This window comes from Vibrio frigidus (genome assembly GCF_042465995.1).
GTDB lineage: Bacteria > Pseudomonadota > Gammaproteobacteria > Enterobacterales > Vibrionaceae > Vibrio.
Map to the genome: position 1 here is coordinate 682637 of NZ_JBCDMC010000001.1, position 23460 is coordinate 706096.

The window sequence follows — 23460 nt, forward strand, 5'->3', positions numbered from 1 at the left end:
GACACTGTTTTTTATAGGCCCGTCATAATCACTCTAATATGAGGTTGGTTACAAGAATGGCAATGTCATCAGGTACTTTCTTCCCTTGTTTACTTTGCCCCTATTACTTCGTAACTGATAGTAAAAATGATAGCATGTTCAGACAGTTAACTTCAGAGGGATAAATAAAAATGTCGATTAAAAATTCGGTAATTAAGGATGTGTTTGTTGCTTTTCAAGTCATACCTAGATTGAAAGAGGGCAACAACTTTGAAGTCGTCGATAAAGCGATAGCAGTTGTCAAAGCCGCGAATGTGCCTTATCAAGTAGGCGCAATGGAAACCACAATGAAGGGTGAACTTGATCAATTACTTGATATTGTGAAGCGTGCTCAACAAGCATGTTATGACGCTGGCGCTTTAGAAGTGATTACAAATATTAAAATTCATAGTAAAACGGAATCGGTGACGGATACATTTTGCACATATGATCGTGGTGTGACACCTGCCAATCATATGTTTGTAGACAAGTAATATCGCGCGCGCTCCGCTTATGACTTCTGTTTAATGCCGATGACGCGCGTGATGACGGGACAGACGCTACAATGTTCAAGAGGACAGACGCTACAAATATTAATGAATATGGGTAGGGTTACTCGTCTAAGTCCTCAATACGATAACGATCAGTTTTAGTTGTTAATGCGAAGTTTATTGTTGTTGTCGCGACTGCTTCGGATAAGATCATCGTCTTGAATGATGTCGTCTGATGACGGGACAGACGCTACAAATATTAATGAATACGGGTAGGTTTACTCGTCTAAGTCCTCAATACGATAACGATCAATTTTAGTTGTTAATGCGAAGTTTATTGTTGTTGTCGCGACTGCTTCGGATAAGGTCATCGCCTTGAATGATGTCGTCGGATTTTGATAGTCGATCATATAATAGAACATTAACCGACGCTGCTAGGTTCATGCAGCCAACAGTGGGAACATAAACCACATGGTCGGCCCTATCAGCGATTTTCTGATTGATAGACCCATCTTCTGGTCCGAAAATATACATCGCTTTTTTAGGGTGCTGAAAGTTGGGTAGAGGTGTTGCGCCTTCTACTAACTCAATACAAACAATTTTCATATCGGATGGCAGATCATCAAATAGTGAATCCACACCAGTTAATGAAATGGAATGTACTGCGGATTTAGTATCTGTATTCAACTTGACTGCTCGGTCATAACGTTGACCAGTATATCTCACAGCGTCTGCTTGGTAGCATCCAGCCGCTCTCATTACGCCGCCAACGTTCACTGGGCTTTTCGGGTTAACTAACCCTATAATCGTGTTGGTATCTTTCATGTCGCGTATCTATGACCTAATGTTGTCTGGCAAGGCTCTACCTTGTAAAGGGGCGCATTCTAACAAAATGGATGAAAATTCAAAAGGACCAATGTATTGGTCCTTTTGAATTTTTGGAAATATTCGTTTTACCGTGGTATTTATTATCTAAATATCAAAATAATCAGTAAAATTATTTTTATTTTACTTCTTTGATATTTATTCTCTTGCCTACTTTTTTATTTGGTTGCCCTTTATTAGAAGAGCATCCGCCACTAAGGGAACATCCAATACATTTTATGCCCTTGCGTTTCTCAAGAACTATTTTAAATATTGAGAGCGCGATAATTAAAATAATAGTTAACGCTACAATTATATTTTCCATGAGCTATTCCTTAAGAAGAACATAGATCTAATTTTTGTCCTTCTTTCTTTACACCTTTATTTACTAGGTACATCAGAATTCCGAACAATATTAAGGAGGCGATAAGGCCATATATAAATCCCTGACCTAATACACCCGTTGTGAGGTAACTTCCGACCTGATAAGTTGTAAATGCAGCGACATAGCCAATGCCAAATTGGAATGCTACGCCTCCCAACAACCATTTTTTATCTTCTAACTCGGCATTCATCGCACCTATCGCTGCGAAACATGGGGGAGTGAAAAGGTTGAATATAAGGTATGCAAATGCAGCGACTGAAGTTAATCCCATAACACTAGCAACGTCCGCGCCACCAGATACCAATGCAAGCTCTTCTGTATCGATGAAGTTGGTAATGCCGTATACAACGGCCAATGTTCCGACTACATTTTCTTTTGCAATAAAACCTGTGATTGCCGCTGCAGCTAACTGCCATGCACCGAAACCAAGTGGGATTAATACAAAGGCGAAAGGGGAAGCAAGACCAGCCAAGATACTTGTGTGTTCCGCGCCTTCTGCGACAACTTGAAACTGCCAGTTAAATGTTTGCATAATTTGCACGGCAGCGTTGCATAATAATATGATGGTTCCAGCTTTAATTATGAAAGCTTTCGCTCTTGCTAATGTCGAGACAGCGGCTCTTTGAATACTCGGAAAACGGTACTCTGGTAATTCAAGTATGAAAAATGATCTTGAATGTCTCTCTCCTGTAATTCTAACCACCATCAGCGCGCCAAAAATGATGAGTGCAATACCCGCAAAATACATCGTAGTGCCAACCCATGCAGCATCGTTGAAAAAGACTCCTGCAAATAAAGCGATGACGGGTAGTTTTGCACCACAGGGCATGAAGGGGGTTAACATTGCAGTCGTTCTTCGTTGCCTTTCGTTTTGTATAGTTCTTGTTGCCATGATTCCTGGAATTGCACAACCTGTGCCTATAACCATCGGGATAATAGATTTCCCCGAAAGTCCTACTTGTTTGAAGAAGCGATCCATAATGACGGCGACGCGTGCCATGTAACCACTGTCTTCAAGTAATGCAAGTAAGAAAAAGAGAACCATAATTAGAGGAAGAAAACCAATCACTGCACCCACGCCGCCAATGATACCGTCTAGCAATAAAGCACTTAGTAACGGAGAGACATCATCACCCAATAAACCTTCAACAAATGCGTAAAGCTCGTCTATCCATCCAACAAGGATATCTGCCAAAATTGGACCCAAATGAGTTTGTGATATTGAAAATACACACCACATAACGACAGCAAAAATAGGTAGTCCAAACCATTTGTGGGCTAAAATTCTGTCAGCGACATCTTGATTAGTTTGTACTGTGCTTTTTGTCGATCTGTTTTCGGCCTTTCTAACCAATTCTTTTACAAACTCAAAACGCTCAGTATCGGAAGACTCAACTGATTCCGCATCTCTTAAATTAATGTCTTGGCTACTAAACGGCACTGTTTGAGACTGTCCTTTAATCTCAATCGCTTTTTCGATAAGGTTATCTAAGCCATTGTCACTACTGTTTGTAGACGTTGTTTCTACCACGGGGCATCCGAGAGTTTCGCTTAATAACGTAATGTCAATTTCAGTGTTTTTCTTCTTGGTTAAGTCACTTTTATTTAGGGCCACAACAACGGGAATACCAAGTTCTAAGAGCTGAGTTGTAAAAAATAGGCTTCTATTTAAATTTGTTGAATCAACGATATTCAGAATAACATCAGGTTTTTCATTTTTGACAAAATTTCGAGTGATCGTTTCTTCTGAAGTAAACGGAGACATGGAATAGGCACCGGGTAGATCAACGGCTATAATGTCGTGGTTTGAATGACTGATGGTTGTTTTTATTAGCCCTTCTTTTTTGCTAATAGTGACACCTGCCCAATTGCCAACACGTTCTATTTTTCCTGTAATGGCATTAAAGAGTGTGGTTTTTCCGCTATTGGGATTACCTGCTAATGCAATTTTCAAAGTGTTTTTTCCTTATTTAAACATTGAGTCAGTCTTGGCTAACTCATCGTTATTTGATTAATTAAATCAACATGACTATTTTTGCTAAGTCCAAGTCAATGCTGTATCTGGCATCTTTTACCGCAATCACATAAGTGTCCGATAAAATAGATATAACGGTTACTGACTCACCTTTAAAACAACCTAATGTAAAAAGGAAATGCACCATTTCTTTATCATCTGGAATTACATTTTTAATTTCATATTCTTTATTTAATGTTGCTTCAGATAAGTTTCTAATATTGCGATGAACGCTTATTTTTTTATTTTTAGTTTGCAATAACTTAGTTAACTTAGTTAACTTAGCTGGCATTAGACTAAAAATGGCTTGGTTCAAAATTCCATCTCCCAAAGTGGCAATATAGCTTAGAGTTCTTGCTTTCAACATTGATTGAGCCCGATTAAACGAACATGCCAAATCATAATGATTGTCATTTAACAAAGTTAATCTAAATGAAAACGATTATCATAACAATAGCCCTTAGGGAGTTTGTGGTTAATTTTAGTGAGTTTATGCTGTTCATTTGATGTAGATCAATTGCGTTATTGAATGGGGACATACACCTTAAGCCGGTTACAGAGGACATACACTTAACGAAGAATTGATGAGTAGAATTATTCGGTTCATTTGAAGCGTGATTGTTAATACAGTGGACTGTTCGCTAGTTTTTTACGTGTAATACATTTGAATACTCTATTTTTTCAGGTGTAAAGCCAGGTGGGGTGTATATAAAACGACTAGCGAAGGCAAGTTGAAAATATCGGGTAATAAGTTAAGTAGAAAATTTAATTATCCAACCGAAAAAGATGAATCCTTACCTTTTTCATATGTAACTTTGCGGTTTCTGCGTGGCAATGACATCCAACTGCGGTTACGCCGTATCGTTCTAATTGAGTGCAGGCTTTAAGCCAGGTCGTTTTTGCTATATCAAGCCTTTGTAATATAGGTGGGAGTGACGCCTTTAACGTCGCTTTGTTTTCTCGATACTGTCGTGCTGTCCAATCAACTAACTCAATATAATCCACCAATCGGAAAGGAATGCCGTGAATGATCTTATTGGTTGAGTTACCGACGAAAGGGAACAGGAAGTGGACTTTCTCTTTTTGCTCTTTTAATGCCTGTAACCTGATTCTTATTGACGTGAATTCTGAGGTTTCAGGTGTCTCTGATGTACCAGCTCTTAGTGGGTTAAGGTCGACATAAGCCATGGCTGCCAAGAGTGCTTGCTCATCCAATAAAGCTTGGCTTTTAAAACGACATTCCCAAAAATGCCCTTTGCAGTTGTCCTCTTGATTCGCTTTCAAGGCAATATCGAAATTGAGTTCTTTCATAAACCAACTTAAATCCCATAAACGATTTCGCCATGATTCGATAATCTTTAGGCACTCCTTTTCTTCTGCTCTAGTCGTTATTTGGTGGGAAAGCCAACGTTGAATCAATGCGGGCATTTTATGACTGAGTTGCCAGCGCTCAATTACTTGATTAGAAGACAACCCGAGAGCCTCATCACGATTCATATGCAGTACCAAATGATAATGGTTGCTCATAATGGCGTAAGCGCAGATATCAATGCAGTAAAGTTGAGACAGAGCTTCAATTTTATGTTCAATCCAAGAGCGACGATGTTCATAGCTCTGCTGAGTATACGGGTCGACACCACATAAAAAACTACGTCGAACACAGCGAGAAACACAGTGGTAATAGGGTGTCGATTCAATGGAGACCAAGTGTTTTCGGGCGGTAGTCATGAGGCAGTCCGTATGTAATAAAAATAGATACGGATAAGGTATCGCTTAAGGGCAATTAAGCTAATTTAATCGAATTGATTTGAGATTGACTTAGTGTAAATTCATTCTTTGGTTAAGCTTTTCGGGCGTCTGTCCTAAATGCAGGGCTCAGCGTCGAGCCTTTATGGCGTGTGTCCTAAATACAGATACACCTCATTTTTGCAGTTATCTTTGGGGTAAATTGGTTTTTACTTCAATATCGACAGATATTTAATGTATAACATTCAACGGACAAATCGCTAGTTAATCTATTTTATAATGACTAATACTATTATGTTGATAAGAAAAGTTAAATTAGAAGAGTTAGATACCGTTTATCTCATGGGGTATGACGTTTGGGGTGAAGACCTGTCGCTAAACGAGTACTTACTTGAGTGTCGAAATAGTTCTAAGTACAAACTAGGTTGTTGGTATGCACTTATCGTAAATGGCAACCCTGCTGCTTCCTTGATCGTGTATTCGGAACAATTTGGGTTAGTGGAACGTTGTTATGGTATTGGCTCTGTCGCGACAGACAATGAAATGAGAGGTAAAGGTTTTGCATCGTATTTGGTTCAATCGCTGACGCATAAATTGTTAAATGAAGAAAAGGCGAGGGCTGTCTTTCTACATAGCGATATTAATACTGAGTTCTATGAAAAACTAGGATATCAGTGTATTCAAAGTACAAGCTGTATGGTGTGTCTAGATCAATCGTCAAACAGTTTTGAAGATTCAATTCCTTCATACTTTTAGTTAATAGTTCGTATGTGGTCTACAATCTGTCATCTCTTACTGAAGGAATATGTGCTGCCAAGTACTCATTCAAGGATAATTGATGGATATCGATATATACCAAGTAGATTCGTTTACATTGGAGCCTTTTAAAGGGAATCCAGCAGGCGTCTGTATCATGGAACGTGGTCTTGATGAAAATATGATGTTTGCCATTGCGGCTGAAATGGCCGTTTCTGAAACGGCATTCTTGTCACTAGAGGATATGAGGCTGAGGTGGTTTACTCCGAAAGTAGAAGTAGACTTATGTGGTCACGGAACGCTGGCTGTTGCACATATTTTGAAAGAAAATGGTTTAGTTGCTGCTGGTGAAAAGTTGACATTCGACACTCTGTCGGGTGTTTTGCTAGTAACCGTAGAAGATAACTATATCGAATTGGATTTCCCAGCTCCGATTATTGATGTTGAGATTGGTCCAAGTATTGAAATGTTGAACAGTCTGGGTATACGTTCTGATCAAGTCGTATCTAGTGGCATTTTTGATTCAAAAGTATTGATAGAAATTGATAGTGAAGCTGCTCTGTTATCGCTCAACCCGGACTTTGACAGCCTGAAGAGATTACATGGTCGTGGGGTGGTGGTAACGGTTAAATCGACATCGAATAATATTGACTTTAAGTCTCGCTATTTTGCTCCTTGGGTAGGAGTGAATGAAGACCCTGTTACTGGTTCTGCACATTGTGCCTTAGCGGTTCATTGGGAGGGAAAGTTTAATAAGCCTAGGCTCAGAGGCTATCAAGCATCCGAACGAGGGGGCGTTGTTGAGGTTGAATTATTGCCAAATCAAAGGGTTAAGTTAATTGGCAATGCAGTCACCGTTATTAAAGGAACGATGAGCATGTAAACCGTAGTCAGAAGGCACGGGAGAAGTCGTTGAAACACTTAAAGTGCAGAAATATAAATAAATTAAGGGAAATGAATGTCATACCAACTGATACTAATATGCATTGCCGCTTTGATTTGCATTGGTATACTTTTACATCACCCATCGCGCACTTTTGGTATTCCTTCTTTGTTGATTTTCATGGGCGTTGGCTTACTACTCGGTAATGGTGAGTTTGATTTTGTTTACGATAACCTTCAGATAACATCATTAGTAGGAAGCATCGCCCTCAATATTATTGTTTTCGTGGGAGGCCTCAATACGTCAACAGCGAGCGTTCGTATTGCTTATCGTGAAGGCGGCGTTTTATCCACTCTGGGTGTGCTTCTCACGACTCTATTTTTTGCCATTTTGCTTTCATTTGTATTGGAACTATCATTTATCCACTGTTTGTTATTCGCGGCCATTGTTTCTTCGACAGATGCCGCTGCCGTGTTCTCAATTCTAGAGTCAAAAAAACTCAAGTTGAAGGAACAGACGGACACAGTGCTTGAATTTGAATCCGCCACCAATGATCCTGTTGCACTTATTCTAGTGGTGCTTTTGACAGAGTTGGCGCTTGCGCCCGATAATCCTGTTTCGATGACTGTCATCGGAACTGAGTTACTTCTCCAAATCTCAAGTGCATTGATTATTGCTTATCTAGTTGGACGACTCAGTGTTTGGTTGCTTAACCATATCAAGTTGGAAGAATACGGATTAATACCTGTATTTATTCTTTCTAGCTTTGTTTTAGCAACATATGGCAGTGAGTTTGCTGGCGGTAATATTTTATTGGCATCGTATGTTGTTGGGGTGGTAATCGGTAATGGTATAAAACGCGGTAGAGAAATAAATAAGCACTTTTTTAATAGCTTGTCATGGTTAGCTCAGGCGTTAATGTTTATTGTGCTTGGGTTACAAATTTTCCCAGATCAGTTATTTGACGTTCTTTGGCTCTCTTTACTCCCTGCTATATTATTAATATTGGTGGCGAGACCTTTAGCCGTTCAAGTTTGTTATTTGCCGTTTTTTAAAGCTAGTTGGAAAAAACGGCTGTTTATATCAGCTATAGGTTTAAAAGGAGCAACACCTATCGTATTTGCTTTGATTCCTGCAGCCGCGGGTGTTAGTGATGCTTTGACCATAGTCAATATGGTCTTCTTCATCGTGCTTATATCAGTATTTATCCAAGGCGGTGCTATCGAACCATTGGCGAAAAAGTTACAACTCAGTGATGAATAAGTGTTTAATTTCACTACATCGTTAATGACGCGTGTTTTTCCCGAGTATAGGCGCTTGCGCATTGAATATATTTTGTGACACACAGTAGGCTTTAAAGACATTGCTAACGCCTAGTGAATTAGGTATAAGACGGTAACGATTTTAACGACACAAACTTAGGTACCCATGAACAATAACCAAGAGATGATTGCCTACCTACGCGAGCGTATTCCAACGTTCGAATGTGTACCGGGTTGTCATGATTGTTGTGGACCGGTTACCACTTCTTCGGAAGAAATGTCGCGATTGCCGAGAAAAACGGACGCTCAGCATGAAGCAGCATTGAATGAATTTAATTGCGTACACTTAGGTCCTAAAGGCTGTAAGGTGTACGAGGAACGGCCTCTTATTTGCCGAGTATTCGGAACAACACCGAATATGCCTTGTCCAAATAAATGCCGTCCGGAAGAGATGATCGATTCTAAAGTCGAGCGTCAGATCCATCATTACATCAGAAATACACGCCAAGTATTGGTGTAGGTTGTCAACGACCTGTTTGAACTTAAGACCGAATTCGTTCTAGCCATTATCGAGTAGTGAGAGGTTTGCAAATCCAGCTTTGCTTCAGTAAGCACTATTATTCAAATCAGTTACTCAACAGTTTTTCAAGGACATACATGAAAGGATTTCTTAAAGGTCGTACAATTTTGATCTTGTTTGTTATTACAAATATTGTCTACCTCACAATGTTGTTTTATTCCATACCTACATTAGTTGGTTACTCAGAAGGATTTGATATATTCGATATGTCTCCATTCGGTTACAGTCATACTGAAGCTCAGCGACTTTTAGGTACACTCGGAGAAGAAGGACGAAATTTTTATCGTTATACACAATTATTACTCGATTCAATTTACCCCGTATTATTTTCTGTTACCTATAGCCTGCTGATGCTATGGGTAATAAAATTTGGTCGATTGAAGTTCATAGTATGGAGGGGATTATCTTTACTCCCATTGCTTGTGGGTGTGTTTGATTATTCTGAAAACTACTTTATATTCAAAATCCTGGCCAGTTATCCAGAAGTGCCAGAACGCTTGGTTTCAATCTCAAGTGCACTGACCATCAGCAAAAGTATGACCACGACCGTTTTCTTTGTGGGGCTATTGTTTGCATTCTTCGCAGCAACAATAAATCGGATTAAAGACAAAAAGGCCGCGATGAAAAGCTAGAACTAAAGCGTGTGTCTTTACTTTCGCTGATTTCTTAATTTCATTATCACTACAATTCACTTGCTTCACTATCTCTTGGGAAGCACACTTTAGTAATGCGATGTTGTCGGTGAGCTGTTTGGTTGACTCATGAGTCCTCAGTGCCAACGTATGTATTTCATTTGCATTTGTCGATACGCTATTTCGAAAGCTCCTTGGTTTTTATAAAAAACGCGAGTTCGGTATTATAGTTGGCTTTTGTTTCTCTAAGGTTCTTTATTTTCTCTTTGAAGATTCTTAGATTTTTTGATGCGGATTCGTAGTTTTTGGTGGCTAATTTGTAGTCATCATATTTACCTTCATCGTCACAGTAACCGGCCAACTTCTCCCAATTGTATTCTAAGTTTCGTCCATTTTTTTTTATTGCTTGCATCTCGTTATTGAGTTCGTCAATGCGATCTATTTGTTTTTTTGTGTTGGTAATAAATCTTTCAACGGATTTCCTGTCCACATCATTATTCATGTTCCACATGGCGCTGTACTTTTCTAGCGTATATCTATTGTGGATAAGCGCTGATGGGTTCGTTTTTATTTCATACTCATCAATTTCCCGAAGGAGCTGATTGTAGCTCTTTACGGTTTTGCTGAATAAGGTACTAAGCTTATCCCAGTTACTGTCACTGCAGTAGTATGTCGTCGCGTTTGCACTTTGCGTAAAAGTGATGAACAGAATGAACAATAATATTTTTTTCATTTTAGGGTTATCTCTCCCTGACTTTAATGTGTCTATTTTACGGTACTCTTACTGGCATTTCCTTGAGATTTATCAGTGAAATGTAGTGATGGTATAGAGATCTAATCCCACAGCGAGACATGGATATGTCGATCAGCAATTAGCTATATAACGGTTTTATTGCGGCCACCAATCTTTGTTTGGATCATTGCTTTCTACCCACGCTGGTTCTTCTCGAGCGTTTAAGTACAGTTGTAATCCGTTATACGATGCGAATGCAGCGGCTCCACCTAAATGCTGGAACTCATTAAAATAATTATCTTCTAAGTGGCACAGATCAGAGAGAGTATTAACGCCTTTCTCTATCGCCCACTTGATTGCAAATATTGGAGCGACAGCGCCTGAAACGGACACCTCCATAATGGGTTGATTATTGGCACTTCTAGAGTGTTTATTAAAAGCAACTTCCCGTTTCTCAGTTTCTTGAACGGTAATTTCACGAATGATTTGGGCGCGCTGAGTGTTAGAAATACGTTTATTCAATTTTGCTATTTTCAAAGCATAATTAAATCTACTTGGTGTAACAATATCCACAAGTTGAGTGAGCAGCTCTTTGTCGACAGCCGTGGCAGTAGCAAAGAAATTGATACATGTGTTTAATGACGAATAGTTTGTACCTTCAAACTCAAAACCACTTGTATCATCAATGGTATCTAATGGAAGATCGTCAATACTGATGACCCAGCCTTGAAACGTCACTCTCTGTTTTGCGATTTCATACATTCGCCATGCACTTCTACCAAAACCACCCAATATTGAACCTGAAAAATCGCTGTCTTTGAGCTCTTGCTCCGTCCAGTTTTCTCCTATGGCTAAGTGCTTGGTGTATTTAGATATAAGAGCTTGCTTGATGTAGGAACGCAACGCCCAAATCGACGTTAAGTCGCTAGGATATTTGATAGAGTTGCATTCATTACATATTGGTATCGTTAATAAGGCGTATTCCAAATTCAAGCTTGAGTTAGCGTTATTAGGAAAATGTAGGCTTGTAGAGCATGGTTCACCACAAAACCAGCATGTATGTCGAAAATCAAATGGTATATCTATCGCTGTATGGGAATGGGTTTGCATAGTGCTTTAGAATTTATTCTGATGTAAGCAGTCTACCAAACACAGAAAGGACAGTCACCGTATAACACAAAACACAGAAAGGACAGTCACTGTATGAAAAGGCTGCCATTTCCGACACGCTAATAAACGATGTCTCGTGTCTTGTTATATAACCCTATCTTTGGTTGGTTTTTGTCATACCTACGCTTAGTTATACTGCGCGTGATTTTAATTAGTTTGTAAAGATACGCTCTGGATTTACGTTCCAGCTCGCTGAAGGAAAAACCATGTCTCAATATGTTATATGTGCACTATATAAGTTTGTAACACTCAATAATTATCAAGAAATTCGCCAACCTCTAACTGAATTTCTTGAAGTGAAAAAAATTCGCGGTACTTTGCTACTCGCAAGTGAAGGCATCAATGGCACCGTTGCAGGTAAGCGTGAATCGATAGATGCTTTGCTTGAATGGTTCAAGCAAGATACTCGTCTTGCCAATGTTGTTTACAAGGAGTCATTCAGTGAGGAACAGCCTTTTAACCGCACCAAGGTAAAACTGAAAAAAGAAATCGTGACAATGGGAGTAGAAGGCATTAATCCTCTTAACGTTGTTGGGACCTATGTTAAGCCTAACGATTGGAATGAGCTAATTTCTGATCCGGAGGTACTCTTAGTTGATACTCGTAACGACTACGAAGTGGACATTGGTACATTCAAAAATGCTGTGAACCCTAACACCGAGTCATTTCGGGACTTCCCACAATATGTTGCCGATAATCTAGACCCAGCGAAGCATAAGAAAGTAGCGATGTTTTGCACGGGTGGTATTCGTTGCGAGAAATCAACCGCCTATATGAAAGAACAAGGCTTTGACCAAGTGTACCATCTTGAAGGTGGTATTCTTAAGTACCTAGAAGACGTACCTGAAGATGAAAGCATGTGGGAAGGCGATTGCTATGTATTTGACGGTCGCGTTGCTGTTAACCATCAGTTAGAAAGAAGTGGTTATGACGTATGTCATGCATGCCGTTTACCTATCACAAGTGAAGAGCAAGAGTCTGAGCATTTCGAGAAAGGTGTCAGTTGCCCTAAGTGCGTGGATAAACACAGTGACGAACAAAAAGCCCGCTTTCGAGAACGCGAAAAGCAAGTGCAACTGGCTAACGCACGCGGAGAAACCCACGTTGGCGGTGAAGCCGCTCACTTAATAGAGCAACGTAAAAAAGAAAAACTGGCTCTAAAAGAGCAGCAACGTTCAAGAAAAAAAGTGAAATAACACGGTTTAGCTCTTGTCGGTCCTTTTGGCAAGAGCTTGTTCTTCTTTGCCGATTTCTCTCTACACATCGGTGTGTTTTCCAGCTAGCTTTCCGTTACAAAATCCATCTTCTTAAAAACTTTCATTTTATTGATGCTAAATCGTCCATAATGAATGGCGAATTCTCGTGATGTACATCACGTTTTAATAGTGAATAATAGCATCATCGAGTGAGAGGGGCAGTAACCCCAACAAGTAGTCACTCATTTTTAACAGACACTTTAAGGGTAAATAAGATGAAAAAATTAACAGTTTTAGCCGCAACTCTACTCGTTAGCGCCACCGCCTTTGCAGGTACTCAAACGGTTTATAGCGAAGCAAATCTATCCACAGCCAGTTTCGCTTCTAAAGCGGCCGCGTATGAAGCGGGTTTCGATTACGTTGATGCGCTAGAAGCGGCGAGCCATTCTGAATTGCGTTTCAAATTGGCACCCATCGGAGAAAATACGGTCTCGAATCTTAAACTGGACGACACCGCTGTGACGATTGAAGAGTTCTCTGAAGCTCGCGGTGAAATCTCTTACCGCGCTATCGTGAATGTTGATTATCATTTTGATGCCCGCGATAACAACAACGACTAATATCTCGTAGTTTTAGAATTTTTAAAGCCAGCAGTTCTCGAACTGTTGGCTTTTTGTCTTGATTAATGTCTATTTGATATGTATGTCCCTGTTAACTCCTTCTGTTAGCTTTCCTGTTAATTTTTTACCTAATAGCTTTTCGTAAACCATGCCCTGGTATATTTCTGCCCACAATGGTCGTTCACCGCCTCAAATTTGGTTATCAGCCAACAGGTAAACTGTTTTTAATTTAATAGCACCTCACAAAATTCACATTAGAGTAGGCTATTTTCGTTTCCGTTGACTTTACTGTATTGGTATACATCAATGGAGGTGATCGACATGGACAAAGAATTAGCCATTATTACTTTACATGGGATGGGTGATTACAAACCTAACTATTTTCAAGGCCTAAAGAAAAAACTGATGAAAAGCTTCGGTGATGATTGGTCCAAGATTGCTTTTGTACCTATTCAATATCAACCCATTCTTCAACACAATCAAAACAACATTTGGCAAAGGATGAACGAGTTTCCATTAGATGGTGCGATACTTCGTCGCTTCCTTTTATATGGTTTTTCCGATGCGGGCTCACTCGAATACAGCGCTCGCTCTAGTATCAGTGACCAGTATATTCAGGTTCAGAATGAGGTTGTCCGCGCCCTCGACGAAGCGTACCTGAAGCTTGGGAATCAAAATAAACCGGTTTTAATTATTGCTCAGTCGTTAGGGTGTCAGGTTATTTCTAACTATATTTGGGATGCCAAAAATAATACAGGCATTTTCAACGGCTTTGAACCGACAGGAAATGACAATAAAAAAGAGTTTAGACGATTAAAAAGCTGTGTTCACTTAATCACAACGGGCTGTAATATACCTATGTTTGTTGGTGGACTAGATCCAATAAAAGCCATTGAAAAACCGTCGGATAAATTTACGTGGGACAACTACTTTGATAAAGATGATGTATTAGGTTGGCCTTTATCCCCGCTAAGTGATTCGTATAGCAAATTGGTTACGGACCATTGTATTAATGCAGGCGGTATCTTTTCGAGTTGGAACCCATGGAGCCATGGTAAGTACTGGACAGATAAAGATGTCACTAAACCGTTGGTAAAAAAAGTACGCTTATACCTGTAGATATTGAGCTAGTGCGGGGGAATATCGTCAGTTTGGTATACTATAACGCATAGATAAGTCGCTATAAATTTTAGGCTTTACCTGAAATAATGAACTGATAGAGCCAGAACTGGTTATTCGCAATTAAAAAGGAAGTGTAATAAATGCCTGTGCTTCAACGCATTAGTGTCACCATGCTTTTAGTCGTTCTTTTCACAGGGTGTGCATCACTCCCTGAGGAGATTAAGCATTCGATAGAACCAGTTATTACCCGGCCGACGACTACGTTGTCTGAATTGAGTGACACTTATCGGCTTGAACCGCCGGCTCAAGGGATGAGTGCGGTTCTGTTGCAAGACACGGGCTGGGATGCATTGGCTCAACGATTGGCGTTAATTGAAACCGCTGAACACAGCATTGATATCCAGTATTACATATGGAATTCAGACGCTTCTGGACACTATCTGGCAAGCCGCTTGATAGCGGCTGCAGATCGTGGTGTCCAAGTTCGCGTAATGCTTGATGATATCAATCTTAACGAACGAGAGGACCTACTCACCGCTCTTGATTCCCATCCTCAAATAGAGATCCGTATATTCAACCCTATCCCCAGTCGTCGTGGGTTAGTAAAGTGGTTAAATGTATTAAGTGATTTCTCTCGTTTAAACCGTCGTATGCATAATAAGTCTTTTACCGTAGACGGTGTATTGTCCGTTGTCGGAGGGCGTAATATCGGCGATGAATATTTTGACCTTTCTGATGAAATTAATTTCCGTGACCGTGATGTACTGGTAATGGGTTCCGTGGTAACGGATATCCAAGCGAGTTTTGGAGAATACTGGGACAGTCGCTGGTCTTACCCTGTCACCTTACTGGGCGGCAAAGCCGCCTCGGATCGGCCGATGTTAGATGTGGTGGCAGCGCCCGTTTACAAGCACTATCCTTCCTTGCCAGAAGGAAAGATGGAAGCAAATCGATTCTTAACGGATTTAATGGAGGAGATGATCTGGGTTAAGGCTCGTTTTGTTTCTGACCGACCAGTACCAATCGATGAAGAAAACACCAGTGAACCGAAAGCTACAGCCAGGTTAATGGCAGAATTGGCTCGCCAATCTGACCAAGAAATCTTATTGGAATCCGCCTATCTAATATTTGATGATCGCCAGTTAGAAGGATTGAAGGTATTGACCCACAGTGGTGTTCAGATAAAAGCATTGACCAATTCAATGATCTCGAATGACCTTATCACGAATCACTCTGGTTACGCGGGTCGACGCGAGGACATGCTTGACAATGGTATACAGTTATTTGAGATGAAACCAGATACGGAACTGTGTGAGGAGTCTACGAGAGATTCGTCTAAATGCGCACCGACAACGGCTTATGGCCTACACGCCAAATCGATTGTTTTTGACAGGCGCGTGGTTGGCATCGGTTCTTTTAACTTCAATCTACGTTCAACCTATCTCAATACTGAGTCTATACTCGTGATTGAAAATCAACGTGTTGCTGAAAATCTTGCGGACGATATGGAGCAGGCGATGAACGAGGACAATAGCTGGCGTCTGAATTTACTTGAAGGAGATCTCCGTTGGTATTCCGGTACAGAAATCTGGGAGAGTGACCCAGAAACGGGTCAGTGGGAACGGGCTAAATCACGTTTTTTGCAGCTATTACCGATAGAGAAATATTTGTAACGCTAGTGACACTGGAAAGTAAAAGGCAATATCTGATACCTGTGACAGTATGCATTTTGTCATTTAAATGAAGGACCAGCTCGTTAGTCCTTCATTGAATTTAAACTAAATAACTTACAACTCACCAACGGTCGCCCAAACTGCTGCTAGCATATCATGGCCGAATGCAGCACTGCGATCTGGAGACCAGCCGTAACGTTCATCGACATGGCTGATGTGATCTTTAAACGGCATCTCGATGGTGTAAGACAAGCAATTAAACTGCTCACCAACCCAGTTAGAACCAACGGTTAGGTTAGCTTTACCTGGTTCATCTTTGTCGTAACCTACTGTATCTTGGAATTCAGGCGTAATCGTTAGTAATGCTTGTTTGAAGTGGTTCTCCAAGTGAGCGATACGCGTATCGTAAGAAGGGATTCCTTCGCTACCTGCAACAAAGTTATACGGGATAGCTTCATCACCGTGGATATCTAAGAACATATCGACACCCGCTTCTAGCATGCGCTTTCGAACAAGGTACACTTCAGGGCTGCGTTCCACCGATGGGGTTTGCCATTCTCGGTTTAGGTTCACACCAATGGCATTGGTGCGAAGGTGACCGCGAATGCTGCCGTCTGGATTCATGTTAGGAACAACATGAATAACTACTTTGTCGAGTAATGAACGGCCAACGGTATCTGCTTCGTCAAGTAAGCGTTGTAAGATGCCTTCGATGAACCATTCTGCCATCGTTTCACCAGGGTGTTGACGTCCAATTATCCAAATGTTTTTCTTTTTAGGACTTGGTTCTCCTAGCGTCAGTAAGCTGATGTCATTGTTGTCTAGTGTGTGGCCTAGTGTTTCTAACTTACACGCTGGGTGCATTTGCGCACTGTGTAAAAGATCTTGATGGCGATCGTATGAGTATGGTGCGAAATAAGAAAAGTACATCGAATCATGCTCTGGAATTATTTCATACGTCAGTGTGTTGCCATCAAACTTAGTAGGGATGCGGAACCACTCTACACGATCATAAGAAGCAACTACATCGTAATCAGTCCAGCCTTCTGGGTAGGCCGACGTTGCCAGTTCATTGATTGTAAAGTGGTGTGCCTGTTGAGCTTCACTTTCTAATCGGAAGTAGAACCATTGTGAAATTTTCGTCTGGTTATCTGCAGGAATAGTCAGTTGAATGTTTTGTGGCGAATCGGCTGAAACGACGTGAATGTTGCCACTTTCGAAGTTGCTGAATATTTTCATTGTAGTTGTTATCTCGTGGTGAGTTGCAGTAAGGTTAGCACATTTTATTTCGAGACTGATGTTAAGTACATTCAATAAATGTACTTAACATCAATTGAGCTTTTATATCATCGGACGATTAACCTTAAGATTTTCATTGAGTCCTATTCGTTGTTTGAGTTTCAGTATAAACCAACCATTAAATATCATGCGAGATAAAATAATGGGCTATGTGCGTAAATATTTTTATATACACAATGTTATTAGTTTGCTTTAAATAGTATATATCAGTGCTTTTTGTGAGGCTGGTTGTAATTAAATTAGAAAAAAGGTAAAAATAAAGTGATAAATATTAGTGCTGATTTATTTGTTCAATTGTTTTTTGAGTGCTGGTTTCTTTTGTGTGATAAAGAAAGTGTGTCTCGGTTTTCTTGAAAATTCTTACTGTGAAAAATAGGTATATAGTGATAGTAGTTGTTCATGTTTTCACCCTGCATTTATACAAAAATATTGAAGATCAATTCAGTAGATTACATATTTGGTATTAATAGCGACTAATTGTTGTTGTTTTATGTCTTATACGACGTAATGATATTATTTCTAGACTTAAAATCATCCCAGAAAAAACACATATGATACCGATTAGCTCTGATTTTCCTAATGATTCATCAAGAAAAAATACACCTAAAATCAGAGAAAAAGGTGGTACTAAACAGGCAAAGATGGCTCCTTTTGCTGCCCCTAATATAAAGACCGACTTTGAGTAACAGTATAAAGCAACAATCGCGACCACAATACCCTGGTATATTCCATGTACAAGTAAATCGTATGCTGAGACCTTTTCCATTATACTCGCTAGATTAAAGGTTAAAATAGGTAAGCAAACCATACAAGATACTACTGAAACTAAAGAAGTTGAAACCCAAGAATTGAGACACCAATGTTTACTTAAAAGTGTATAATAAGCCCAAAGGAATCCACATAAAGCAAACATTATGTCACCAAATAAGGTTCTTAAATCAATACTTTTTATGCCATTTATTCCAATAATTAAAACGCCAGATAATATCAGTATAATCCCAAACGCTTTTATTGGCTTAATTGACTCGGAAAAAAATATGACACTGCCAATTGTTGAAAAAAGCAACATTGTGCTAGGGGCGATCATTCCAAAATGAGCACTACTTGAATATTTTATTCCAGTTATCGCTAAAAAAACATACGGAGCCCCTGCTCCAATAGTTAATAATACACCTTTCTTAGTAATCATTTTTACTGATATAGATTTATAAATGAGCACAGGAAATAGGACTATACCAGCGATGGTGAATCTTATTAATGTAATATCAATAGCAGACAAGTTTTGAATCGTTGCTAATTTAGAAATAACTGGCCAACTCCCCCAAATAAGTGATGCAATTAGTCCAAGGACCACCCCCCCCCCATACGTTCTTTTTTGAACTTACCATATGACCTCAATATTTATCACTTTAATTCGTGACTTTATTTTAGACTTGTAGTCATTATTTTACGCAGCTAATATGGCCCAATATTGCAGAATATCTGCTTGTTTTTGAGTTTGGTGAAGGTTTTATGCAAATGGATGAGTTTGAAAGGCAAATATTAAGAATCATGCAATCTAACACACGCAAAACATCTGAAGAGATTGGATTTGAATTAGGACTATCTGCGTCTTCTGTGCAAAGAAGAATCAATAAGTTACGAAAATCAGGAGTGATAACAAAAGAGATTGCGGTGCTCAATGGTACTGAGGTTGGTGGTTATGTAACCGTAATAGTGGAGATTTTGATGATTAGAGGTGGGGCTACAATAATGGACGGGTTTAAGGATAAAGTTGAGAAATGTCCAGAAGTCCAACAATGTTATTACGTAGCTGGAGACACTGATTTTGTCTTAATCATCACTGCAGAAAACATGAAGAAATATGAAGAAATAACGAGAGAATTATTTTTGAATGACAGTACCATACACAAATTTCGAACTAATGTGGTTATGAAGGATATAAAAATCGGGTTAAATATTCCAATTTGAACAAATTTTTCACTGTGTTTTTAACATATTAACCTTGATAGGTTGTTTCAGTTAACACGTCATGAGTTCTTTAAGAAAGTCAGTGGTGTTACTACAATTAAACCACGACGCACTTTAATTCATGGTCGCTAAAAAGACTGGAATACTGATCAAAAAGAAATATTTAGAATCTTAAATTCAAGCGACCGTAACCTGACAATTATGACTTTTGACCATGTTTTGGAAAGGGCTAAGCGTGTACTTGGGCAAACTGCTAACAAATATTTAAGAGCGACTTTCAACGCTTGGCATTGTCAGATTAAGTTTGGGTTTTGTGTTTACGTCGCAATGGATTAGGTGGTTGGCGTTGCTCACACCTTCACGCGGTGTTATGTGTATCTCACCGAACAATGGTTCAGAATAGGTTATCCTGAACCATTATGATCTTGAGACTATTTCAACGTCGCTAAGATAGTTTCGGCTTTACTGGCTTCAAATTGTTTTGGTTCTTCGACGTTTAGCTGTGTCACTACGCCATTTTCTATAACCATTGCATATCTTTGTGAACGAGTGCCACCGAAAGTAGCTGTATCCATCTCAAGTCCAAGAGATTTGGTAAAGCTTGCGTTACCATCAGCCAGCATCATAATTTCAGTAGCGTTTTGTGCCTCGCCCCAAGCTTTCATCACGAAAGCATCGTTAACTGAGATGCACGCAATAATATCTATACCAGTTGCTTTAATCTCTTCAGCTAAGACGACATATCCAGGTAAATGCGCCTCTGAACAGGTTGGTGTAAACGCTCCTGGCACAGCGAATAGAACAACGCGTTTGTTTGCAAACAGCTCGTCAGTGTTGTGGGTTAACATTCCTGTTTCGCCGAGCTCGCTAAGGGTTGCTATTGGCAATGGTTGACCTTTCTGAATCATATCTACTTTCCTTGTCGTATTGGTTTTAGACAGTTTAGCTACTAAAGCATAAACAAACCATCTATTGAATTTATGGAAATTATATATTGTCAAAAATTGTAGTGATTTAGTAAAACAGCCGACTCTAATGAATTACCCAAGATAACAAAAGGCGAACCAAATGATCCGCCTTTAATTATTTTAGTTAGTTTTCAACTTAGTTATCTGTGAACATCAAAAAATTCTATTCTTCATATTCCGAAATACTAGGGCAAGAACAAATAAGGTTTCTATCGCCATACACGTTATCAACGCGATTTACTGTTGGCCAGTATTTTGAAATTTTCGTCTGTTTTGATGGGAAACATGCTAATTCACGTGAATATGGCCTGTCCCATTCTTCAGAAGAAAGATCGACCTGTGTGTGTGGTGCATTAACCAATGGATTATTCTCTAGTGGCCATTCACCATTTTTCACACTGTTCATTTCGTGACGAATCGCGATCATTGCCTCGCAGAAACGATCCAACTCTTGCAAATCTTCCGATTCGGTTGGCTCAATCATTAGTGTGCCAGCTACCGGGAAAGACATAGTTGGTGCGTGGAATCCGTAATCCATTAAACGTTTAGCGATGTCTTCTTCGCTAATGCCCGTTTCTTCTTTCAGTGGACGAATGTCGATAATACATTCGTGCGCGACACGGCCGTTGGTACCGCGATACAGAATCGGATAATGAGGCGTCAAACGCTCCATCACATAGTTGGCATTTAAGATAGCGACCTTGGTTGCTTCTGTTAGGCCTTGTTCACCCATCATAGCAATATAGGCCCAAGAGATAGGCAAGATAGACGCACTACCCAAATCGGCTGCAGAAACTGCGAAGTCCTCACCCTCTAGGCCCCCTTCAATATGACCCGGAAGGAAAGGTGCTAGGTGAGATTTTACACCGATAGGGCCCATGCCCGGACCACCGCCACCGTGGGGAATACAGAAGGTTTTATGTAGATTTAAGTGAGAGACATCCGATCCGATGAAACCTGGCGTCGTTAACCCGACTTGCGCGTTCATGTTCGCGCCATCGAGATAAACTTGACCACCCGCCTCGTGAACCATTTCACATACGAGCTGCACTTGCTCTTCATACACACCATGGGTAGAAGGATAGGTGATCATAATGCTAGATAGATTATCGCGGTGCTTTTCGATTTTGTCAGCGAGGTCTGTGATGTCGATATTGCCAGATTCATCGCATTTAACTACCACCACCTTCATGGAAACCATTGAAGCTGTTGCCGGGTTTGTACCGTGGGCCGAACTAGGGATAAGACAAACGTTTCTGTGCTCATCGCCTCGGCTTTGGTGGTAGCGTTGAATGGCGATCAAACCAGTATATTCGCCAGAAGCACCAGAGTTTGGTTGTAGAGAGAACTCATCATAGCCGGTAATTTCACACAGCATATCTTTCAAAGATGTGGCAAGTTTGCCGTACCCTTTGGTTTGCTCTTTAGGTGCAAATGGATGCAGTGACCCAAATTCAGGCCAAGTGACGGGAAGCATTTCAGCAACAGCATTTAGCTTCATCGTACAGCTACCAAGTGGAATCATACCGTGGGTGAGCGAGAAGTCTTTATTCTCTAACTGTTTTAGGTAACGCATCATTTGTGTTTCACTATGATGCGTATTAAATACTGGGTGTGTTAAGTAGCGAGTCTCGCGGCGACAAGTTTCAGGAATAGCCGCAAACTCATTGCGTGTAATAACCGTCGACAATGCATTGATATCTTCATTAACATCAAAAATGGCAAATAGATCAGCAATGTTTTGTGTTGTGGTGGTCTCATCAAAGCTGACCCCTATTTTTCCATCTAACTTACGTAGGTTGATATCTGCTTGAAGTGCCTTGGTATACAATGTGTCGGTGGCATCGCCTGTTTCGATGGTAATCGTATCAAAATAGTGGTTATTGCTTAATTCATAACCAGACTTGGTTAATCCAGATGCCAAAATTGCGCTCATATGGTGAGTTCGACGCGCAATCGTTTTAAGCCCTTCGCTACCGTGGAATACCGCATAAAATGACGCCATGTTGGCAAGTAGTGCTTGTGCCGTACAGATATTGGATGTCGCTTTTTCGCGACGAATATGTTGCTCACGAGTCTGCATTGCCATGCGAAGCGCTTTGTTACCCTTTGAATCGATCGAGACGCCAATAACTCGACCAGGCATGGTACGTTTGTGTTTGTCTCTTGTTGCCATAAATGCGGCGTGTGGCCCACCGTAACCCATTGGCACACCGAAACGTTGTGCACTACCAATGACTACATCTGCACCCATTTCACCAGCAGGTTTAATAAGCGTTGAAGCAAGAAGATCAGTGGCAACTGTGACGAGCGTTTTGTTGGCTTGAGCGGCGGCAATAACGTCGGTTAAGTCGGTGACGTCACCGGAAGTAGAGGGGTATTGAAGCAAGGCACCAAATACGTCTTGTTCAGCTAAAGAGTCTACAGAACCGACGACAACATCAAAGCCGATAAAGGTTGCACGGGTTTTGACCACTTCAATGGTTTGCGGATGAACATTGTCGGCAACAAAGAATACCTTACTTTTGCTTTTGCCTGCACGTTTACAGAGGGTCATCGCTTCGCCTGCGGCGGTCGCTTCATCAAGCAGTGACGCGTTGGCGATCTCCATACCTGTAAGGTCCATTACCATTTGTTGGTAATTTAGTAGTGCCTCTAAACGACCCTGTGAAATTTCAGGTTGATAAGGGGTATAAGCGGTATACCAACCTGGATTTTCAAGTACATTACGTAAAATAACGTTGGGTACAAAGGTATTGTAATAACCTTGGCCGATAAAGGTGCGTTTGATCTGATTGAGTTCGGCTATTTTCTTAAGCTTAACCAACATATCAGATTCGCTCATCGGCGCATCCAATGAAAGAGGTTTCTCCAATCGAATGGCTGCCGGAACCGTCTGATCAATTAACTGTTCAAGGCTTTGTACCTTTACAGTTTTCAGCATTTTTTGTTGATCGGTTTTGTTTGGACCGTTATGGCGAGAAACAAATTCGTTTTGTGTGCTTAGATGTTGAAGTAGTTCAGTCATTTCCTTTGTACCTTGTTAAAAAGCTGCCCAGTTAGAGCAGCTTTTTCTT

The 23460-nt window shown here is 40.4% G+C and carries 22 protein-coding genes; 11 read left to right on the forward strand and 11 right to left on the reverse strand.

Annotation, left to right across the window (positions count from 1 at the left end):
• Positions 1–170: 170 nt before the first annotated feature.
• Positions 171–512 carry a thiamine-binding protein gene (locus AACW90_RS03050; protein ID WP_390230571.1) on the forward strand — a complete coding sequence of 114 codons (342 nt, stop codon included), beginning with the start codon at positions 171–173 and terminating at the stop codon, positions 510–512.
• A gap of 312 nt (positions 513–824) precedes the next feature.
• On the opposite strand, the gene AACW90_RS03055 is transcribed toward AACW90_RS03050, so the two are convergent.
• From AACW90_RS03055 to AACW90_RS03075, 5 genes are all read right to left on the reverse strand, one after another.
• A complete protein-coding gene (locus AACW90_RS03055; RefSeq protein WP_390230574.1) occupies positions 825–1334 on the reverse strand; it encodes an RNA methyltransferase in 510 nt (169 codons plus the stop codon).
• A 178-nt stretch (positions 1335–1512) separates the two neighbouring features.
• Positions 1513–1698: a FeoB-associated Cys-rich membrane protein gene (locus tag AACW90_RS03060; protein ID WP_390230577.1), complete on the reverse strand. Its 186-nt coding sequence runs from the start codon at positions 1696–1698 to the stop codon at positions 1513–1515.
• 10 nt (positions 1699–1708) lie between these two features.
• Complete coding sequence (feoB, locus tag AACW90_RS03065) at positions 1709–3712, reverse strand: ferrous iron transport protein B (protein WP_390230579.1); 2004 nt, start codon at positions 3710–3712, stop codon at positions 1709–1711.
• A gap of 61 nt (positions 3713–3773) precedes the next feature.
• A complete protein-coding gene (locus tag AACW90_RS03070) occupies positions 3774–4139 on the reverse strand; it encodes a FeoA family protein (protein WP_390230588.1) in 366 nt (121 codons plus the stop codon).
• Between the two features lie 398 nt (positions 4140–4537).
• Positions 4538–5500 (reverse strand): transposase, encoded by a 963-nt coding sequence (locus tag AACW90_RS03075; RefSeq protein WP_390230591.1) that lies wholly within the window; start codon positions 5498–5500, stop codon positions 4538–4540.
• A gap of 312 nt (positions 5501–5812) precedes the next feature.
• Here AACW90_RS03075 and AACW90_RS03080 point away from each other — a divergent pair, with 312 nt between their 5' ends.
• From AACW90_RS03080 to AACW90_RS03100, 5 genes are all read left to right on the forward strand, one after another.
• Positions 5813–6274: a GNAT family N-acetyltransferase gene (locus AACW90_RS03080; protein ID WP_390230595.1), complete on the forward strand. Its 462-nt coding sequence runs from the start codon at positions 5813–5815 to the stop codon at positions 6272–6274.
• 82 nt (positions 6275–6356) lie between these two features.
• Positions 6357–7157, forward strand: a complete 801-nt coding sequence (locus AACW90_RS03085) for a PhzF family phenazine biosynthesis protein (protein WP_390230598.1) — start codon at positions 6357–6359, stop codon at positions 7155–7157.
• A gap of 75 nt (positions 7158–7232) precedes the next feature.
• Positions 7233–8420 carry a potassium/proton antiporter gene (locus AACW90_RS03090; RefSeq protein ID WP_390230601.1) on the forward strand — a complete coding sequence of 396 codons (1188 nt, stop codon included), beginning with the start codon at positions 7233–7235 and terminating at the stop codon, positions 8418–8420.
• Positions 8421–8585: 165 nt separating this feature from the next.
• On the forward strand, positions 8586–8939 hold the full coding sequence (locus tag AACW90_RS03095; protein WP_390230603.1) for a YkgJ family cysteine cluster protein: 354 nt from the start codon (positions 8586–8588) through the stop codon (positions 8937–8939).
• 137 nt (positions 8940–9076) lie between these two features.
• Positions 9077–9631: a hypothetical protein gene (locus AACW90_RS03100; protein WP_390230606.1), complete on the forward strand. Its 555-nt coding sequence runs from the start codon at positions 9077–9079 to the stop codon at positions 9629–9631.
• Between the two features lie 178 nt (positions 9632–9809).
• On the opposite strand, the gene AACW90_RS03105 is transcribed toward AACW90_RS03100, so the two are convergent.
• Both AACW90_RS03105 and AACW90_RS03110 read right to left on the reverse strand, forming a co-directional pair.
• On the reverse strand, positions 9810–10364 hold the full coding sequence (locus AACW90_RS03105) for a hypothetical protein (RefSeq protein WP_390230608.1): 555 nt from the start codon (positions 10362–10364) through the stop codon (positions 9810–9812).
• A 156-nt stretch (positions 10365–10520) separates the two neighbouring features.
• On the reverse strand, positions 10521–11474 hold the full coding sequence (locus AACW90_RS03110; protein WP_390230611.1) for a hypothetical protein: 954 nt from the start codon (positions 11472–11474) through the stop codon (positions 10521–10523).
• A gap of 266 nt (positions 11475–11740) precedes the next feature.
• On the opposite strand from AACW90_RS03110, the gene trhO reads away from it, so the two are divergent.
• From trhO to AACW90_RS03130, 4 genes are all read left to right on the forward strand, one after another.
• Complete coding sequence (gene trhO, locus AACW90_RS03115) at positions 11741–12730, forward strand: oxygen-dependent tRNA uridine(34) hydroxylase TrhO (protein WP_390230614.1); 990 nt, start codon at positions 11741–11743, stop codon at positions 12728–12730.
• A 275-nt stretch (positions 12731–13005) separates the two neighbouring features.
• Positions 13006–13350 carry a DUF3316 domain-containing protein gene (locus AACW90_RS03120; RefSeq protein WP_390230617.1) on the forward strand — a complete coding sequence of 115 codons (345 nt, stop codon included), beginning with the start codon at positions 13006–13008 and terminating at the stop codon, positions 13348–13350.
• 321 nt (positions 13351–13671) lie between these two features.
• The gene (locus tag AACW90_RS03125; RefSeq protein WP_390230620.1) at positions 13672–14469 is read left to right on the forward strand and encodes a hypothetical protein; all 798 of its coding nucleotides are present in this window, start codon (positions 13672–13674) and stop codon (positions 14467–14469) included.
• Between the two features lie 143 nt (positions 14470–14612).
• Entirely contained in the window at positions 14613–16145 is a 1533-nt protein-coding gene (locus AACW90_RS03130) for a phospholipase D family protein (protein ID WP_390230623.1), read from the forward strand.
• Between the two features lie 114 nt (positions 16146–16259).
• Here the strand turns inward: AACW90_RS03130 and AACW90_RS03135 are convergent, their stop codons facing one another.
• Both AACW90_RS03135 and AACW90_RS03140 read right to left on the reverse strand, forming a co-directional pair.
• A complete protein-coding gene (locus AACW90_RS03135; RefSeq protein WP_390230627.1) occupies positions 16260–17384 on the reverse strand; it encodes a M14 family metallopeptidase in 1125 nt (374 codons plus the stop codon).
• Between the two features lie 523 nt (positions 17385–17907).
• Positions 17908–18798 (reverse strand): DMT family transporter, encoded by an 891-nt coding sequence (locus AACW90_RS03140; RefSeq protein ID WP_390230630.1) that lies wholly within the window; start codon positions 18796–18798, stop codon positions 17908–17910.
• A gap of 164 nt (positions 18799–18962) precedes the next feature.
• Between AACW90_RS03140 and AACW90_RS03145 the strand changes: the two genes are divergently transcribed.
• On the forward strand, positions 18963–19415 hold the full coding sequence (locus AACW90_RS03145; RefSeq protein ID WP_390230633.1) for an Lrp/AsnC family transcriptional regulator: 453 nt from the start codon (positions 18963–18965) through the stop codon (positions 19413–19415).
• Positions 19416–19846: 431 nt separating this feature from the next.
• Here AACW90_RS03145 and AACW90_RS03150 read toward each other — a convergent pair whose 3' ends face one another.
• Together AACW90_RS03150 and gcvP are read right to left on the reverse strand one after the other, a co-directional pair.
• The gene (locus AACW90_RS03150; RefSeq protein WP_390230635.1) at positions 19847–20323 is read right to left on the reverse strand and encodes a peroxiredoxin; all 477 of its coding nucleotides are present in this window, start codon (positions 20321–20323) and stop codon (positions 19847–19849) included.
• Positions 20324–20546: 223 nt separating this feature from the next.
• Positions 20547–23411, reverse strand: coding sequence for an aminomethyl-transferring glycine dehydrogenase (gene gcvP, locus AACW90_RS03155; protein ID WP_390230638.1), 2865 nt, complete (start codon positions 23409–23411; stop codon positions 20547–20549).
• Between the last annotated feature and the right edge of the window lie 49 nt (positions 23412–23460).